Genomic DNA, 17,550 nt, shown 5'->3' with positions numbered 1-17,550 from the left:
TTACGTCGGCAAGCAGGCACAAGGCTTGCTAGAGTGCCGCTTCCGCTCCTGAGGCGACCAGCAGCGCGCCGAGGACGAGGAAGATCACGCCGGCGACAGTGTCAATCCACGGCCCTGCCAGCACCATTCGCTTGACGACGGCATCCGTCGACACCACGATTGCGATAAATAGGAAGAAAGCGATTTGGGAGACGATTAGCACCAGCGTACAAAGCACGAGCGTCCCCACGGATGCGCCTGCGGGAATGAACTGTGAAAGCACTGCCGTGAGGAAGAGAACAATCTTCGGGTTCGACATGTTGGTGAAAAAGCCCTGGCGGAACGTCGCCTTCGGCGACCGGAGCGCCTCACTTCCCAAGGCTGGTGCGGCACCGGCGCGCAGTTCGCGGAGGGTATTGATGCCCGCCTTGGCCATACTGATACCCATGTAAATGAGATAACAGCCACCGACGAGCTGGATTACGCCCATCAGCAAAGGATTGGCGGTGATGACAGCTGCGAACCCAAAAACTGTGAGGGTCATCCAGATAGTGGCGCCAGTACTGATACCCGCAACCGCTGCGATGGCGTGCTTTCGGGATTTGGTGGCAAGGCGCAGGATTAAGAAGACGTCAGGCCCTGGTGAGGCCATACCAATAATGTGGACGCCCAGCAGGCTGAGTAGTGCAGTCCAGGTCAAGACTCGTGTCCTCGGGTAGCGAACAAATACCGGACTATTGTAGTGCCTGAAGTTATTGAGCAAACTCGGACCGCAAACTCGGACAGAGCGTTACCTTGTCCACAGGCTCATTGGCGGTGCACAATGGGGTCACTATGGCTGATGACAATATGAACCAGAATCGCGAGCACGCTGCCGCCACAGACACTGATTCCGGTGCAGGTACTGGCGCAGATGCCAGCGCTGGTGCATCCTCCGCAGCCAGCAACGATGCCAACGCTTCCCGTAACTCGCGTGGAAGCTGGGGAATGCGCGCTTTGTCGACGGCAATGCTGGTCGGCGCCGCGGGAATGGCATTCGCGCTGCAAGCGGGAGTCATCGAGCCACCGAGTGGGCCACTTGGGGGCAAGGGCTCGTCGGCAAGCGCGTCATCGTCGACAACGACGACCATCGTTGACAAGGAGACGACGGCGTTCACCAGCGCAACCGCGGGCAACTGTCTGGACTGGAATCTGGCAGAAGATTTGAATGTTTCTGACTTCCGCGTCGTGCCCTGTGAGCAGCCACACGCTTATGAGGTCGCCAAGAAACTGAACCTCGCCGACTACGAGGAACATCCGGGGCAATACGCAAAAACTGCCAACTACCCGACAGCGGACAATTTGGTGGCTCTGCAAAATGGCGTGTGTCGTGACACTGTGACTGAATACCTGGGCGGCCAGTACGATCCGGACGGTCGATTTATCACGGCGCCGATTATTCCTTCGCCTAGCCAGTGGGAAAAGGGTGACCGAACCTTCCTGTGCGGTATCCAGGTCGTCGACGAAGACGGCAACACGGCGCACATGTCCGGTCCTGCGGCCGGGCAGGACCAGTCCCGCGTGTTCGAGGGCGGCCGCTGCGTGACATTGGATGAAAACGGCGCCATCCGCCAGGTGCCGTGCGTGGAAGATCATCTGATGGAGTCGACGGGAATTGTCAATCTCCGCGACCATTTCGGTGACAACGTCCCCACTGACCAGGAGCAAAATGATGTGCTCGCGGAACAGTGTGTGACTCTCGCGCAGAATTACCTCGGCGGTGACGACCCGCTGTATAACTCGACGCTGTTGCCATTTTGGACGTCACTGTCGCAGGAGTCGCTCAATGCTGGCTCGCGCAGTGTGAACTGCTGGTTGATTAAGGACAATGGCCAGGGCGGGTTCTCCACTCTCAACGGACACGCTAACGAGTCCTTCACTATCGACGGCCAGCCGCCCGTGGCTCCGCCGCCGCGCAATCCGCTGCGGGAGGAGCAGGGTGACGCTGGCGCTGGCACAGGTGACGTCGGTGCGGTCGGTGCCGACGGTACTGGTGCAGAAGCAGGCACTGTGGATAACGCAGTCGCTCCCGCAGGACAGTAGAACAACAGGACATTGCGAGGCAGCACCATAAATGGTTGACGTTAGCCCGGAGCGGTTCGATGCGCTTGTCGATGAGGCCATCGACCGCATCCCCACGCAGTTTCTCGATCAGCTCGATCAGGTCATCATCCAGGTCCACCCGTATAACCTCGACGAGCCCACACTGCTGGGACTCTACGAGGGCATTCCTCTGACCGAGCGTTCTAACAACCACTGGGGTCCGCCTGACCAAATCAGCTTGTATCGCGACATGCTCTGCCGCATCAGCCACACCGAAGAGGAGCTGGTAGAGCAGATTCGTGTCACTCTCCTGCATGAAATCGGGCATTATTTCGGCCTCGAGGAGGAGGATCTGGACCGACTCGGCTACGGATAAGTTCGGCTCTCCTGCACGGCCTCGCCCCTCTCGACTTCTTCACGGCAGCTTTCTTCCCTGTAGCCTTGGCAACTATGAGCGACAACTCGAGCGAGAAGCCAGAAATCAGGGTCGGCGATAGGGAGCGCAACGCTGCCATGGAGCGTCTCGGCAATCATTTCGCTGACGGCTACTTGGATGTCGATGAATTCTCCAAGCGCGCCGAAGCTGCCGCAGTCGCTAAAACCCGCTCCCAACTACAAACACTCTTCGCAGACCTGCCCGCTGAGACTTCTCCCGAGAGTTCACAGGGCACCCCGGCTAAACCGCAGCACCAAAGTGTCGATCAAGAGCTGCAGACTCTGATGAAAAAGGGCCGCCAGCTCAACATTGTTGACTCTGCTGCAGGCATCATCGTCGCTGTCTCTATCGTTCTGATGATTTTCACCGATATCGACAACGCGTGGTTCGGCTTCGTCGCCGCTGCGGCTGTTGCCCTCATCGGGCGCGCCGCACTGAACATCAATGATGACGAAGAAAAACTCCTCAACGAAATCAACGAAGAGGAATCCAAGCGTCGCACGGAACGCCTACGCCTGGCAGCTCAGAAGCGCCGCGAGATTCAGGAAGGCCAGCAATAACGGCCAGCGGTGACAGTCGCCGCCCAGCTGCCTGTCTAAGGCAACTCGCTGTCGCCCCAGCGGCGCACATCCCACGTGCCCGGTTCAATGCCGGCACGCTTGCCGACGTCCACAGCGCTCGGAACCAGCTCGATTCGCTCAGTATTGGCAATGCGGTGTCGCAGTGCGTATTCCGGATTCACCCCGGTCAGATACTGCCCAATCAGACGAATAGCCGCGCCATGGCTGACAATGACGACATCCTTGTTGCCGCCCTCCTTCGACTCCTTGGATTCACCACCTGTCGCTCCTGCCTGCTCCAGCAGCTGCTGTAGCGTCGGCAGGTAGCGACTCAGCACGTCGGCACCGGATTCACCGCCGGGAAGGCGGTACTCCAGCTCCCCATTGAGCCACTGGTAGAAGGCACGCATGTACTCCATGTGCGCATCGCGATCATTGCGCCCCTCGAGGTCGCCGGCCTGAATCTCGTGGAGGCCACCCTCATGGCGGATGCGAGCGGAAGTCTCTCCCAGGTGGTGCAAACTCGCGACCGCGCCTGCACCAGTCTGGCGGGCACGCAGGGCATGGGATGTGACGATGTCACCGATTCTGTGCACGTCGGGAAGCAAAAGACGTCCCAGACTGCGCGCCTGCCTCACACCGAGGTCGGTGAGCGGTGCGCCCGGCAATGCGGTATCCAGGCGGCGGTTGATGTTGCCGGTGGTCTGCCCGTGGCGGATGAAAATGATGCGCTGGGAATCAACCGGCATGACAGATTCAGGGCGGTCTGGACGGTCATCGAGGAAAGGCAGCTGTCCAACTGGATTTTCGGGCGCGGCGGGTGTCATGTTTTACCTTCGTCCTTCCTTAAGCGCGTCGACCCACTCAATTGACTGGGAAATGTCCGGTGGCGGGGTCATAATGCTGCGGCGACCGCCCTCAGCGACCGGCCAAGACCCCAGATAGCGCAGGTCTTCGGCGTATTCGTGCAGTGCCGCGAGAGCCGCGGCAACCTGTGCATCATCAACGTGGCCGTTGCAGTCGATGTAGAAGCGGTAGAGGCCGAAGAGCTCGCGCGTTGGGCGTGACTCAATGCGGGTGAGGTTGATCTGTCGCACTGCGAACTCGTTCATGGCGCGCATCAATGTGCCGGGCTGGTTCGGCAGCGTGAAGGAGACCGAGGTGCGGTCGGCGCCGGTGCGTGGCGTCGGCACGCCGGGGCGCCCCACCAGCAGGAAACGAGTGCGGGCGCCGCGCACGTCGGCGACCTCAGTGGCCAGCGCCTCCAACCCGAGCAGTTCACCCGCGCGGGCAGGGGCAGCGCAAGCGTCGTGCGTGCCCTCGGCGACCTGGTGGGCCGCCGCCGCATTGGAGCTGGCCTGGTGAACTTCCACGCCCGGAAGGTTGGCGTCCACCCACTGTTTGACCTGCGGATACGCTACGGGATGTGTCGTAAAAGTACGCACCTGTTCCGCCGTCGTCCCGGGACGGACCAGGATAGAGAACACCACCCCGACCTCGGTTTCGCGGAAAACCTGCAGCTCTGGGCCAGCAGCGAGGGCATCAAAAGTTGGTGTAACGGGACCGTCCACGCTGCTTTCGATAGCCACGCAGGCAAAGTCCGCTTCCCCTCGGCGCACGGCTCCAAGCGCAGCCGCGGGGCTATCCACCGGCACCGCATTGACCGCGGATTCCCCTGCCGGATCAATCTCGCCAGCACGCGCCATGTCCCACAGCGCCTGCTCGGTGAATGTGCCCGCAGGACCCAAATAAGTAACCGTCGTCATAAGCTCAGATTAGAGGGCTTCTACACTTATTGCATGACCTCTTCTTCCGAGATGCCCGCCCGCGCCCTCACTGAAGCCGTGCGCAGTGGCGCAATCTCGGTATCGGAAATCGTTTCGGAATTCGCCACGCTTGCCGACGACGCCGCGACCAATCCCGCCCGTTTCGGTATTGCCACGTCCTTGGCCGAGCACGCTGTCGACCGCGCGCGCAGCCTCACTGCCGAATCCGAACCCGCCCGGCACGCTAGCCACGGACTCCCGCGTGACCTCCTAGGTCTGCCAGTGGCAATCAAGGACCTATTCACCATCGCGGGGGTCGAATGCACGATGGGCTCGACCAACTTGGCTTTCACCGCCACCGAAACCTCGGAACCCGTGGCGAAACTGCTGGCTCGCGGCGCGGTCCTCACGGCGACGACGCATACCTCCGAGGTCGGGATGACGGCCTACACCGAACCGATTGGCTACCCGGCCCCGGAAAACCCCTACTTCGCCGCGCCCAATCAGCTGTCCAATCAGCCGGATACCACGCCACGCACTCCCGGTGGTTCCTCGGGCGGCAGCGCGGTGGCTGTCGCGAGTGGTGTCGTTCCCGCAGCTCTGGGCTCTGACGGCGGCGGTTCCATCCGCGTGCCTGCCGCCTGCTGTGGCCTCGTTGGGTTGAAGCCAGCACATGATATTGCGGGTGGAAATCTCTCCACGCCCGCCTTCCTCACTCGCACAGTCGATGACGCAGCACTGCTGGCCGGGGTGCCACTTTCCGCAACCCCACATGCTTTACGACGGCCCCAGCGCCCCCTTCGCATCGGTGTCACTGTCAGCCCTTTTCATGCTGAGGTGGACGTCGATAAGCGCTGGGCAAACGGTGCGTGGGCGGCGGCTGACCGTCTTGCCGACGCCGGGTACGACGTGGTGGAAGTGCCCAGCCCCTATGATCCGGCAGGTCCGGACGTGTTCGAGATCTTTCGACGGACCATCACGCGAATGGCCACGAAATTACCGCGCGCGGACTACTCCGAAATCGTGCAGTGGATTCGCTCCTGTGGCCAGGAGATTTCCGCAGCAGAGGCGGCGGCGACACATCAGCAGCGGATGGCTCTGCCCGGCGCGATTAGGTCGCGTTGGGAAGTCGATGCGGTGATTACGCCAACGCTGGCGTTTGATCCGCCGCGTATTGGGCATTTCTCTGCGTTGGCGCCGTGGGAGGACTTTGACGAGCAAACCCGGTGGACACCGTGGTTGTCGCTGTGGAATCTGACTGGGTGGGCAAGCGTGTCCGTGCCAATTGCTGTGCCGGACACTAGCGGCAGCACGCCCAATGCGAAGCTCCCCGCCACCAGCGTCAACATCGGTGCGGTGCGCTGCGGCGAGGCAGAGCTACTGGAGATGGCTAGCGTGCTGTAGGCTTCTAACGCCAGCTAGCGCACGTACTTCGCCGCCATTGCCGCCGCCTGTCCGGCGTATCCGCCACCAAAAAGCACCGCGTGCATGAGCACGGCGTAGAGCTGATGGAGTTCGCAGCTCTCGGCGAAATCCGGCAGGGGATGTACGGATTCGTAGCCACGCAAGATCTCGTCGAAGTGTGTTGCCCCGAATAGCGCCAGCAGTGCCAAATCTTCCTCGCGGGCTCCGCCGTGCGCCGCGGGGTCAATCAAGATCGCGCCGTTTGCATCCCACATGAGGTTTCCCCACCACAGGTCACCGTGGACACGCGCAGCATCTGGCTCGTTGTCGAAATCTCCAGCCAAGAGTCGCTCAATGAGCTGTTCAAAGATATCTAGCTGACGGTTATTGTAGGAGCTTTCCAACTTTCCCAGCGCGGGCAGTAGACGTCCTCTCGCCCAGTATTCACCGAAGCTCTCCCGTGGAGTCAGGTCCATCTGCAGGGGCTGATCCAGTGGACCGAAGTAGCCGTGCCCCTCCCATCCATCGGGGCCGGCACCCCAGCCAGCGGCGCCCAGATTGTGGGTAATGGCCAACGATTTTCCGAAATCGTACGCCGCCTGTGGAGTCGGCACCGTCGACTCAATTCGACGCAATTTCAGCGCATGCCCGCTCACGCCCAGCACCTCCACTACGCGCGCACCGCCGTCAGCTTCACCCTCGCGCAGCCAACCCAGCCCCGCCGCCTCACAGGCGAAGAAGTCCCGCGGGACACCATGTCGGCTCTTGACATAAACATCCGACTCGTTGACTGCACGTTCGTTGTTCTGGTTCATTGCGGACATATTTCCAGCATATTCTTCTTCGTTCCCAACCCCTTTCAGCACGTCGCATGCAGGGTAACGCCAGCGCTACCAAGACTTGTATTGCTGTCTCGGTTCTCTTAGTCCACTGTCGTTGCCTATTCTTTATTGGTATGGAAGGCAACTTCGACGACTCGCGCATTGCCCGCGACCGATACGGTAGGCCGCTTAAAGATCGCTATGGCCGCCCCATCTACCGCCGTGTGGACGAGGCGTCGCCGAAGCATGCCCGCCCCCGTGAGGCCGATTCGCGTGGCGCTTCACGACGCCCCATCCCGCGCCGTTTTGACCGCCCATCTAGGGCAGGGGCAGCCCGCCCAGCGCCTATGCCTCCGCGCAGGTCTAGGCCGCAACCGGAACGTCGGCAGGCGCCACTGAACGAAACGCGCATTGAGTCCCGTCCACCAATGAACCGGGCCGGTAGCGGACGCGCTGGCAGCGATCCGCGGTTTCCCCCACCCGGATATAATCCGGATGCGGATTTCCAATCTTCCTCGCGCGGCTCGTCACAGGACTACTACAGTGCCCCACAAGCAGCGAGTTCTGGCCGTGGTGGACGCCGTGGCAGTCGTGGCGGCGCCGGCGTCAGGTCTGGGTTCCTCATGCCACGCATGCGGCTGCCACGCTTGCGCTTTAAATCCATCATCCTGCTTCTCGTCATCTTCCTTGTCATCACGATGGCACTTGTCGACATCCGCCTGACCAGGGTCGATGCGTTCTCAGATCTGGCAGACCGCCCTGCCAATACGATGTCCTCCAACTGGTTGCTCGTCGGTTCGGACTCTCGTACGGGCCTGTCAGAGGAAGATGCTGCCAAGCTGTCGACGGGCAGTGGTGATTTCGGCCAGCGCACCGACACCATCATGATTGCCCACATTCCGGTGCTCGGTAAGCCGAAGTTGGTCAGTATCCCGCGTGACTCCTTCGTGGATATCCCGGGCAATGACAAGAACAAGATCAATGCGGCATTCGCATTTGGTGGCCCCCAGCTACTCATCGACACCGTCGAGAAAAACACTGGAATCCACATCGACCACTACGCCGAAATCGGCTTTGGCGGTTTCGCCGGTGTCGTCGATGCTGTCGGCGGTATCGAGATGTGCCCTGAAGAAGCCATCGACGATCCGCTGGCAGGACTGAATATCCAGGCCGGTTGCCAGAAATTCGACGGCGCGGGCGCCCTGGGTTACGTGCGCACGCGTGCTACCGCCCAGGGAGACTTGGACCGCGTAGAGCGGCAGCGTGAATTCATGAGTGCGCTGATGGGACGGCTGAAATCACCTGCGGTATGGCTCAACCCCTACCGCTGGATTCGCCTGGCCAATGCTGGCACTAAGGCCGTGTTCGTCGGCGATGGTGACCATGTCTGGCATCTGACCTGGCTGATGTTGCGCATGCTCTTCGGTTCCGATTCCCTTACCGTGCCTACCTCAGGCGCCATGGATACCGGTTATGCGGGCAATGTGCTGCTCTGGGACGAAATCGAAGCGCCAGCACTTTTTGCGGAGCTGAGATAGTCAAGAAGGTAGCTAAAACAGCTTCAGATAGCTTTCGAGACAACTAACGCGTGTGACTTAGCATTTTGCTGAGCCACACGCGTTAGTTCTTAAACCAGTTCCGCCTAGTTCCGAATGGTCACCTGACGGGACACGATGGTCTCACGGGACTTACGCTCCTCGGCGGTCAGCGGCTCTTCGCTGGCCAGCGCCTCAGCGATACGCTTATCGGCCTCTTCCACAGCAGCAATCCAGTGGTCGTGCGGCTTGGTGTTATCCAGGTCCCAGACCGGCACCAGCAGGCCATCGGTGCGGAAGACACCAGCGAACTTAGTGCCCTCTCCCAGCGAAAGGTTGTCCGCAGCGTGCACGCGTGCCAAGGCATCCAGCAGTGGCTTCTCATCTTCACGGCGCACCCAGCGGATGTGAGCGCGCTCGCCCGGATCAATCCACCACACAGCGCCAGCGACCTTCGCATCCAGGCGGTACGACGGGAGAATCGCGTCGTTAGCCACGGCCAGGTTCTGCTCGATCATCGGGGTGCGTTCAATGCCCTTGGGAATCCACCACTCGAAGTCCTGGTGGACCTCCAGGTTGTCGAGATCCACGGCGGTCAGGACGTCGGTAAGCGGTGCGGCCTCGCCGTCAGTGGCGGAGGAGAGCTGCTGGCCCGGCTCTGCGTCACGGGCCCATGCCAGCGCACGGGAGAGATCCGCAGCGCCGTCATTGGTGCGCGCCTGCGTCTGCAGCGCGACGAAAGCCTCATTGCCCTGGTCAGCGGCACGCGTCAGGGCAGCAACGCCGCCTGGCAGCACGGTGCAGAGCTTGATGTCACGCTCGGCGTCAGCGACCGTGACCGGAATGACCACAGCCGGAGCGAACTCGCGGACAGCCACGATGTCAGCCTCTTCGTCGAAGTCCTTGAACGGACGCGGATTACCCAGCAGCGCTGCACGCTCAGCAGCGCGGGCTGCCAGCTTCGCCTGACGACGGCTCATGCCCTCCGGGGCCTGATTATTCTTCTTACGAGATTTCTTTCCCACAAGGCCACAGAATACCTATTCGCTCTCCGTAGTTCGCGACTGCCTGGGCTACTTATAAAAATCGTCGACGAATTCGCTCGCCGTTCCTTCGAAAAGCTGCTTGTCGACGGCCATTGCGCCCGTCTCCCCTTGTTCATCGGTAGCTTCGCTGGGGATGAAGCCCTTGGACCAGAAACCGGGCTGGGTGCGTTCGCGACCGGATCCAACGGGAATGTTGCGATGCACTTCCTCGGGAGCCAACACGTAGCCGAGTAGCCGCGCTGTGAGGGCAGTCGTCACACAAGCTAAAACGGTGATGATTCCGGCCTGGAAGTATGTCCGGGATACGTCGGCAGCGATAAACCACCCCACTGCAAGTGGCCACAAAACGCAGGCCAGGTACCAGATAAAGCGACCTGGCCCCATTACGGCAGTGACTCCTGTTTCAGCCAACGCGACCACGGGCCCCGTGATGTTGCGCACTGGCCACATGTGCATCGTGCGCACATCCGTTGCCGTGCGCGACAGCAGTGGGCGAGCATACGTTGCGCGGTCACGCAGCACCTGGAGGGTCTTGTAGACCGAAAAACCCAGCCCAATGAGGGAAACCATTCCACAGAGACCGAAAGCCCATGCTCCAAACTCACCGAGGAGGGAAACCACTAGGTCCTGACCGGGGCTCAGGATGCTCATCCAGACGAAAACGGTAAATGCGGCGAATACTCCGGCGCCGCTCATCGCCCATCGAAAGACGCTGTCCGCGCGCTTGCGAACAATCTCATCGGCCTTCCAGCGCGGCGTCGCACCCGTGATAGTCGAATCCGAGACAGTCGGCTGCCAGTTCTGCTGCGATGGCAGCACCACCTGAGGTGGGGACTGCTGCGGCTGCTGCTTTGGAGACTGCGGCGGCACAGCCCACCCCGCGTTTTCTGCCTGTTCATTAGACATTTTCCGCAGGGCTCCTCTCTCGCGTCTCTCTCGCGCGGCTGGCTTCTTCCGCAGTCTTTTCTCCAACGGCGTTTTTTGGGTGCGCTCCCCTAACCTACCTAAACTAGCCCGGCCACTAACCCCGCCACTAGTCCGACCAGCTGCGAATCTTCCGCAGCATGATGCGGCTCTTACGCTGCGAACGGCCCATCTTCCGAGCCAGGTTGTTCAAAATCGCGATGGCCTCGGTGATGTGCGGCCCCTTGTTCAGCATCACGCACTCGGCACGCAGGGCGAAGGCCGCATCGGTAATCTCCGCGCGGGACGGCAGGCCGGCCTTGGCCATGTTCTCCAGCACCTGAGTACCCAGAATGGTCGGAACTCCGGCTGCCTGCGCCAGCGTCAGAATCTGGCCTGGGACCTCACCCATGCGGTCGAAGCCCAGTTCCACAGCCAGGTCACCACGAGCAATCATCAGACCGGACTTGGCGCGCTTCATGCTGGCGATGATGATTCCCGGCAGATTCTGGAATGCCGGAATAGTCTCAATCTTCAGCACAACACCTAGGTCCCGAGCCCGCGATGCCAGATCCTCGCGGCCTGCAGCCTCATGTTCTGCCGCAATCTCATCGAGCACCTTGTAGACGTACTCAGCATCCTCCTGCGTGCGAATAAAGCTCACCGCAGCAATATCCGCGTGCTCCACTACAAAGCGCAGATGCTCAATGTCTTCGTCGGTAAGCGAATTGAGCGGCAGGTCGGTGTTCGGCAGGTTGATGCCTTTATGCGCCGCCAACGGCTGTCCGTTCGGCTTGGTGCGCTGGACACGCAAGCGGGCATCGACGTGGCTATCCTCGCTTGACGACGTCTCGGAGACCTCAACCACCTCAGCGCCGAGTGCACCGTCGTCGAAAAGCACCGGGTCGCCCAGCTTCAGAGCCGCCACGGCAGACGGCAGCGAGCAGGAGACTCGTGGAATTTCATCCTCGGTGCGTGGAATGGTGGTGATTTCCTCGCGGCTGGTGAGAATGAACTCATCCCCAGTGTGGAAACGCAGCTTTTGCACGGTCGGTGGCACGCCGCCAGCACGTGTGACCTCGTAGTTGCTGCGCAGGTGTGTGCCCTCGGCGATCCAGGCGTTCTTCTCACCCTCGGCGAGCACGGCCTCGACCTCGCCCTCGACGTCGGTGTCGATCCGCACAACGGTGAAGTGACGCTTCGCTGAGCGGGAGTCATGCAGCGTAATGACATCATCAAGCTGCAGCTGCTCCAACCACCCCTGATCTGCTTCCAGTGGCAGAGCAGGACGCCCCGGCAAATCGTTCGGAACTGGCTTGGGGTGCTCATCCAGACGTGGAGTCAGCCAAATCTTGGACTTGGAGATGACCGTGCCGGCGTCGTCACGCACAACGCGGGCGCGACCCACGCGCGGTCCCGGTTCGATATCGCCTGTGCGCAGCTTCGGGCCAGCCAGATCCATGGACACGAAGATGCGGCGACCGGCCTTCTCAGCTGCAGCATTGACGTTGTCAATCATGCGGCTCCACTGCTCAGGGCCGTCGTGGGCGCAGTTGATGCGAGCGAGATCCATGCCGGCAGCAGCGAAGCTCTCCACCAACTCTGCGTCGTCGGCGGCCTCGGCGGGCAGGGTCACCATAATGTGCGAAGTGACATCCGCGCGCTCCTGACCGAACAGCTCGGTGGCGTTGTTATCCAGGGCAATATCCGCGCGCTCATCATCGGCAATAATGCGGGCGACATCGATATCTGAGGTGCGCCCCGCCAGGGCCAACAGCGCGTTGAGGGCAAGTTCAAGGCGCCCCCGGGTGAAAGTCTCCACCGTGGTCAGACTGGTCACGCCGAGGTCGTGCAAACTGTTTTGCAGCTCACGGATGTCAATTGTGCGCAGGTGCGCGTAGTGCAGTAGGTTTTCCGCGTGCCGACGGCGCTCTTCCGGCACCTCTGCGAGCAGTGCAGATGCCTCCACCGAGACGTCGTCCAACTCTGTAATCAAATCGGTGACCTTGCTGATGAGGTCATCCAGACGCGGTACATCCGCGCCGCTTTCAGTGTTGTCAGTTGCTGTGTCTTGAGGGCTCTGCGCTGCCATAGAGAAGGCACTCCTGTGTTTAAGACGAAGCGTTGGCCAGAGTCGGCCACGCGGGCCAATAGAAGGTGGGCATTCTCATTCTCAAATGAGACGGCCGAAAGCGCATGTCGAGAAGACATGCGCTTTCGCTACCAGCAGTTACTTCCAGAATGGATCCTGCACATCTCGGAGCGTCTGAACGGACTTGTCCAGCTGCTTCTTTTCGTATTCGTCCAGCTCAAGCTCGATAACGCGGCGAATTCCTCGGCGGTTCACAATGGCCGGTGTTCCAATGAACACGTCCTCATGGCCGTACTCACCATGCAAGTATGCGGAGACCGGCAGAGCCACCTCTTGGTTTTGGAAAATGGCGCGCGTGATGCGGGCCAGACCCATACCGATTCCGTAGGAAGTGGAGCCCTTGGCATCGATGATCTCGTAGGCGGCATCACGGGTTCGGATGAAGATGTCCTCCAGCTCGTCGTGAAGCGCTGGGTCGGCGGCGAGGCGCTTGGACAGACTGACGCCTGCAACGTTGGCGCTGGACAACACCGGCAGCTCGGAGTCGCCATGTTCACCAATGATGTATGCGTGCACGCTCATCGGGGAAACGTCGTAGTATTCACCCAGCATGTAGCGGAAACGTGCGGTGTCCAGGATGGTGCCGGAGCCGAAGACACGGTTGTGCGGCAGCCCGGAGTACTTCCACGCAGCGTATGTGAGTACGTCGACGGGGTTGGAAGCAATCAGTAGGAGCCCATCAAAACCGCTGTCCATAACGGAATCGACGATGGACTTCATGATTTTCATGTTCTTGTCCACCAGCTGCAGGCGAGTCTCGCCCGGCTTTTGTGCCGCACCTGCACAGATAACCACCAGCGCGGCATCGTCACAGTCGGCGTACGTGCCCTGGGTGACTTTGGTGCGCGACGACGCCCACACCACGCCATGGTTTAAGTCCATGACGTTGCCCATCGTCTTCTTCTCGTCGATGTCAATGATTGCCAAGTGGTCGACAGTGCCCTGGTTGACCAGCGAGTACGCGTATGCAACGCCGACGTCGCCAGCGCCGATCAGCACGACCTTATTTCCTGTGGATAGCTTCATAGCCCTCGGATCCTTCTCAACCGATTCGGAAAAAGTTGCGACACCCCACAGGCTACGCTTTGTGCGGAAAACTGGCGCGGGATGAATAACCCCCGTGGAAAAAATTTTGTCATGATGGGAGTCATGGGATTCCTGCGTCGCGCATTTACTTCGATTGCGCCCTCGATTGCGTCTACGGGCGACACACCTGTAGCTCAGCCAATCGAAACCGCCAGGACAGTGCGAGCTGCACGAGCAGCACGAACGGGAATTACAGGAGTCGCTGGCACAGCTGGCATGGCCAAAGCGCTGGGCGCAGTCGGCACCGGCAGCCTGATGGCCGCGAAAGTCTTTCGCGAACGCCTCCTAGGTACCGGCCCCGGCACTATCCGCAGCGCACTGCGGGCCGGCATCCCCTCCAACCCCGGTCTAATTGGTGCAGAAATTGCGTCATGGGCTGCCTTTAGCCCCTCGCTGATGCCGCGCACTCGGACCGCCACCGTTACTGTGACCTTCCTGGCACAGCTGGCGGGCCATGTCACCGGGGTGGCCATCGGCTATGGCTACAACACGACGATGCGGCGTCTGGCCAGCACTTCACTCAGCCGCTTTGCGCTGGCACCTCGTCACGAACGCGCACTGGCCGTGACCTGGCACGTGGCCACCACGGCCACCACCGCGGCGCTGTGGCTGCGCTCCATTTCCCAGCAGCGCGAAATTGGTCGCCTGGTGGGCAAGGATGAGCAGGAATCCGCACGCAGCCAGTTCGCCTCCACAATGATTGCCAGTGGTCTCTACCTGACCACTCGGGGGCTCTCCGCGCTGGCCAACCGCGGCTATGACCTACTGCGGGACAACCTCCGCCCCTGGCTTCCTCGCGGTCTCGCCCCGGTTCTCAGTGGTGCCATCGTCGGTGGTGCCGTGGCCGCCAGCATTGACCGACTGCTTATCCGTCGGACTTTGGAGTCCATCGCCAAGAAGTCCCGCTACCTGAATACCCTGGTCGTTCCAGGTCGCATGCAGCCGTGGGAGCCGGAACGTTCCGGAAGCCCATGGTCTCTGGAGCCGTGGTACGCACTCGGTGCCGAGGGTCGCGTCTTCGTCGCCGAAGGCCCCCGTGCCCGAGATTTGGCAGTGGTTACTGGCAAGCCGCTCTCCGAACTGCAGGAACCCATCCGCATTTATGCGGGCAAGGTGCGAGGCCGTTCTCTGCGGGAACAGGCGGAGCTCATCATCCGCGAGATGCACCGCACCGGCGCGTTCCGGCGCGATCACCTGGTTGTCTTCACCACCACCGGCACAGGTTGGGTGCCACCGTGGTCGGCACAGGCTGCAGAGTTCTTGACCCTTGGCAACTGCGCCACTGTCGCTCTGCAGTACTCTGACCTGCCCTCCCCAGTGGCGTGGCTAACGGACCACGAAACCCCAATCGCAGCTGGCCACACTCTTATCCATCGGGTGTTGCAGGAAGTCGACAAAATGCCGGAAAACGACCGGCCAAAGGTCTACGTCGCCGGTGAATCCCTCGGCGGGTTTGGCGGTCTCGGCGCGTTCGAGAATTCCGCCGACATGCTCGCACGCGTCGACGGTGCTGTTTGGACTGGCACACCGCAGTTCTCCGCAATGTGGAAAGAGCTGACGCACCGCCGGACAAAGGGGTCCCCAGAAATCGCTCCGGTCATCGACGAGGGTCGAAACATCCGCTTCGCTACGCGCCCCGACGAGCTGTACCACTCGTTCTATGGCACCAAGTTCGGGCCGTGGGAGTTCCCGCGCGTCGCATTCCTGCAGCATGCCTCTGACCCCATCGTCTGGTGGGATTACCCGCTGGCCTGGCGCCGCCCCGACTGGCTTGCAGAGCGCGTCGGCCGCGATGTCCTCCCCTCCATGCGCTGGCACCCGTTCGTCACCTTCTGGCAGGTGCTTATCGACGGCCTCGCCTCCGTCACCGTCCCCGGTGGTCACGGCCACCGGTACGAGGAAGAAATGCTGCCAACGTGGGCTTCCATCCTCGACATTCCGCTTGACGACGACCTGGGTGGCGCAGCCGGAATGCGCTTCAAGCGCGTGAGTAAATGGATTCGCCGCACTCAGCCGCCGCGTTCATAAACTTGTGACAGATATCCCTGAACAGCATTTTTTATGAATTTCGCATTAATTGTATTGCTTAAATGGTTGCGCATCCACTCATCTTGAGTACCATCGACGGCACAACCTAAAAACGTGTTGAGGAGGAATTTTCCTAATGACTAAGTACGAACTTCCTGAGCTGGATTACGCTTACGACGCTCTGGAGCCGCACATCTCCGGCGAGATTATGGAGCTGCACCACAGCAAGCACCACGCTAATTACGTCAACGGCGCCAACGCTGCTCTGGAGAAGCTCGCTGCTGCTCGCGAGTCCGGCGACTTCGCAGCTGTTACCGGCCTGTCCAAGGACCTGGCCTTTAACCTGGGTGGCCACACCAACCACTCCCTGTTCTGGAAGCTGCTGTCCCCGAACGGTGGCGGCCAGCCGACCGGCGAGCTGGCTGAGGCTATCGAGCGCGACTTCGGTTCTTTCGAGAAGTTCCAGGCTCACTTCAACGCTGCTGCTCTGGGTCTGCAGGGCTCCGGCTGGGCTGTTCTGGGTTACGACACCATTGCAGAGCGCCTGGTTATTGAGCAGATGACTGATCAGCAGGGCAACCTGTCCATCAACCTGAAGCCGGTTCTGCTGCTGGATATGTGGGAGCACGCTTTCTACCTGCAGTACAAGAACGTCAAGGCTGACTACGTCAAGGCTGTCTGGAACGTCTTCAACTGGGATTACGCTGCAGAGTTGTTCGCAGCCGCCAAGTAATCTCGGCTAACAGCGCGCGACTTTTACGCGTCCCTGCCGCGCGCTAAAGATGGCTTACCGGCTCGCTGACGGGGCTTACCCTCAGCGGGTCGGTTTTTTATGTCTTGTTTGAGACCACTTTTGGTATTTCCCGGGCGGCACACGTAGCCGTCGTTTAGCGTTAGTGCCCATGAGCACCAGCAACAATGTCAACGTCACCTATGAACACCTCGCCGTAGCTGATTCAGAGGCGGCGAAAATCGCTGTCGTCAGTTTGAACCGCGGAGACAAACTCAACGGTCTAACACTTGAGATGCTGACCGAGCTGTCCGCCGTCGCCCGGAAACTGGCAACCGACCGTGATCTGCGCGGCGTGATTCTACGTGGCGAGGGCAAATCGTTTTGCGCTGGGCTCGATTTCGCGTCGGCATTTAAGAAGCCCTCGCGCATTCTGCGCTCATTCGTCCCCGATATCCACGGCACGAACCTGTTCCAGCGCGCCTGCTGGGACTGGCGACGCCTGCCGGTGCCGGTCATTGCGGCGGTGCATGGGCACTGTTACGGCGGTGGTCTACAGATTGCGCTAGGTGCTGATTTCCGCATTACGACGAGCGATGCCAAGTGGTCAATCCTCGAAGCGAAGTGGGGGCTGATTCCGGATATGTCCGGTATGCGAACCATTCTCGACGAGGTCAGCGCCGATACTGCACGTTGGCTGACTATGTCTGGCGAAGAACTCAACGGCAAGGAAGCAACTGAGATCGGTCTGGCGACGTGGGCCGTGGACACGGAGGACGCTGCGCTTGAGCTGGCCAAGGAGAAATTGGCACAGCTGGCGACGCGTTCGCCGGATCAGCTGGCGGCGACCAAGCGGCTTTTCCGCGATGTGCACCGATCGCCTCGCTCAACATTCCGTGCCGAGCGCACACAGCAGTTGCTGCTGTTAGCCCGCAAGAACACGGCCATCATTCGCAATGCTGCGATGAAGAAGGTCTCACCTAAGTTCGCCCGGCGCGGCACGTGGACGCGTGGTTAGCGCG

The 17,550-nt window shown here is 60.8% G+C and carries 16 protein-coding genes; 8 read left to right on the top strand and 8 right to left on the bottom strand.

Going from position 1 to position 17,550, the window contains the following annotated elements:
* Positions 1 to 28: 28 nt before the first annotated feature.
* Positions 29 to 679 (bottom strand): LysE family translocator, encoded by a 651-nt coding sequence (locus HMPREF2820_RS00935; protein ID WP_049171671.1) that lies wholly within the window; start codon positions 677 to 679, stop codon positions 29 to 31.
* 134 nt (positions 680 to 813) lie between these two features.
* Between HMPREF2820_RS00935 and HMPREF2820_RS00930 the strand changes: the two genes are divergently transcribed.
* The 3 genes from HMPREF2820_RS00930 (at position 814) to HMPREF2820_RS00920 (ending at position 3,057) form a co-directional block, all read left to right on the top strand.
* Positions 814 to 2,061: a septum formation family protein gene (locus tag HMPREF2820_RS00930; RefSeq protein WP_246822179.1), complete on the top strand. Its 1,248-nt coding sequence runs from the start codon at positions 814 to 816 to the stop codon at positions 2,059 to 2,061.
* A gap of 31 nt (positions 2,062 to 2,092) precedes the next feature.
* Positions 2,093 to 2,437, top strand: coding sequence for a metallopeptidase family protein (locus HMPREF2820_RS00925; protein ID WP_016421667.1), 345 nt, complete (start codon positions 2,093 to 2,095; stop codon positions 2,435 to 2,437).
* Between the two features lie 74 nt (positions 2,438 to 2,511).
* On the top strand, positions 2,512 to 3,057 hold the full coding sequence (locus tag HMPREF2820_RS00920) for a DUF1707 SHOCT-like domain-containing protein (protein WP_083296870.1): 546 nt from the start codon (positions 2,512 to 2,514) through the stop codon (positions 3,055 to 3,057).
* 35 nt (positions 3,058 to 3,092) lie between these two features.
* Here HMPREF2820_RS00920 and HMPREF2820_RS00915 read toward each other — a convergent pair whose 3' ends face one another.
* Both HMPREF2820_RS00915 and pheA read right to left on the bottom strand, forming a co-directional pair.
* Entirely contained in the window at positions 3,093 to 3,884 is a 792-nt protein-coding gene (locus tag HMPREF2820_RS00915; protein ID WP_070602313.1) for a histidine phosphatase family protein, read from the bottom strand.
* A 3-nt stretch (positions 3,885 to 3,887) separates the two neighbouring features.
* Positions 3,888 to 4,823 (bottom strand): prephenate dehydratase, encoded by a 936-nt coding sequence (pheA, locus tag HMPREF2820_RS00910; protein ID WP_070602311.1) that lies wholly within the window; start codon positions 4,821 to 4,823, stop codon positions 3,888 to 3,890.
* A gap of 33 nt (positions 4,824 to 4,856) precedes the next feature.
* On the opposite strand from pheA, the gene HMPREF2820_RS00905 reads away from it, so the two are divergent.
* Complete coding sequence (locus HMPREF2820_RS00905) at positions 4,857 to 6,227, top strand: amidase (protein ID WP_070602309.1); 1,371 nt, start codon at positions 4,857 to 4,859, stop codon at positions 6,225 to 6,227.
* Positions 6,228 to 6,241: 14 nt separating this feature from the next.
* Here the strand turns inward: HMPREF2820_RS00905 and HMPREF2820_RS00900 are convergent, their stop codons facing one another.
* On the bottom strand, positions 6,242 to 7,051 hold the full coding sequence (locus HMPREF2820_RS00900; RefSeq protein WP_070602306.1) for a fructosamine kinase family protein: 810 nt from the start codon (positions 7,049 to 7,051) through the stop codon (positions 6,242 to 6,244).
* 131 nt (positions 7,052 to 7,182) lie between these two features.
* Here HMPREF2820_RS00900 and HMPREF2820_RS00895 point away from each other — a divergent pair, with 131 nt between their 5' ends.
* On the top strand, positions 7,183 to 8,586 hold the full coding sequence (locus tag HMPREF2820_RS00895; RefSeq protein WP_246822177.1) for an LCP family protein: 1,404 nt from the start codon (positions 7,183 to 7,185) through the stop codon (positions 8,584 to 8,586).
* Between the two features lie 104 nt (positions 8,587 to 8,690).
* Here HMPREF2820_RS00895 and HMPREF2820_RS00890 read toward each other — a convergent pair whose 3' ends face one another.
* The 4 genes from HMPREF2820_RS00890 to HMPREF2820_RS00875 form a co-directional block, all read right to left on the bottom strand.
* On the bottom strand, positions 8,691 to 9,608 hold the full coding sequence (locus tag HMPREF2820_RS00890; RefSeq protein WP_048731261.1) for a DUF5926 family protein: 918 nt from the start codon (positions 9,606 to 9,608) through the stop codon (positions 8,691 to 8,693).
* A 48-nt stretch (positions 9,609 to 9,656) separates the two neighbouring features.
* On the bottom strand, positions 9,657 to 10,535 hold the full coding sequence (locus HMPREF2820_RS00885) for a hypothetical protein (protein ID WP_049193133.1): 879 nt from the start codon (positions 10,533 to 10,535) through the stop codon (positions 9,657 to 9,659).
* A 127-nt stretch (positions 10,536 to 10,662) separates the two neighbouring features.
* Complete coding sequence (locus tag HMPREF2820_RS00880; RefSeq protein WP_083308389.1) at positions 10,663 to 12,624, bottom strand: pyruvate kinase; 1,962 nt, start codon at positions 12,622 to 12,624, stop codon at positions 10,663 to 10,665.
* A 138-nt stretch (positions 12,625 to 12,762) separates the two neighbouring features.
* Positions 12,763 to 13,710, bottom strand: a complete 948-nt coding sequence (locus tag HMPREF2820_RS00875) for an L-lactate dehydrogenase (RefSeq protein ID WP_070602302.1) — start codon at positions 13,708 to 13,710, stop codon at positions 12,763 to 12,765.
* A gap of 111 nt (positions 13,711 to 13,821) precedes the next feature.
* On the opposite strand from HMPREF2820_RS00875, the gene HMPREF2820_RS00870 reads away from it, so the two are divergent.
* The 3 genes from HMPREF2820_RS00870 to HMPREF2820_RS00860 all read left to right on the top strand — a co-directional run bounded on the left by HMPREF2820_RS00870 (position 13,822) and on the right by HMPREF2820_RS00860 (position 17,546).
* The gene (locus HMPREF2820_RS00870) at positions 13,822 to 15,798 is read left to right on the top strand and encodes an alpha/beta-hydrolase family protein (protein WP_070602300.1); all 1,977 of its coding nucleotides are present in this window, start codon (positions 13,822 to 13,824) and stop codon (positions 15,796 to 15,798) included.
* A 136-nt stretch (positions 15,799 to 15,934) separates the two neighbouring features.
* The gene (locus tag HMPREF2820_RS00865) at positions 15,935 to 16,531 is read left to right on the top strand and encodes a superoxide dismutase (protein ID WP_005510435.1); all 597 of its coding nucleotides are present in this window, start codon (positions 15,935 to 15,937) and stop codon (positions 16,529 to 16,531) included.
* Between the two features lie 169 nt (positions 16,532 to 16,700).
* Positions 16,701 to 17,546, top strand: coding sequence for a crotonase/enoyl-CoA hydratase family protein (locus HMPREF2820_RS00860; protein ID WP_070602298.1), 846 nt, complete (start codon positions 16,701 to 16,703; stop codon positions 17,544 to 17,546).
* Positions 17,547 to 17,550: the final 4 nt, after the last annotated feature.

This window comes from Corynebacterium sp. HMSC064E08, assembly GCF_001811805.1.
Classification (GTDB): domain Bacteria; phylum Actinomycetota; class Actinomycetes; order Mycobacteriales; family Mycobacteriaceae; genus Corynebacterium; species Corynebacterium jeikeium_D.
This window is presented reverse-complemented; position numbering and strand designations above follow the sequence as displayed.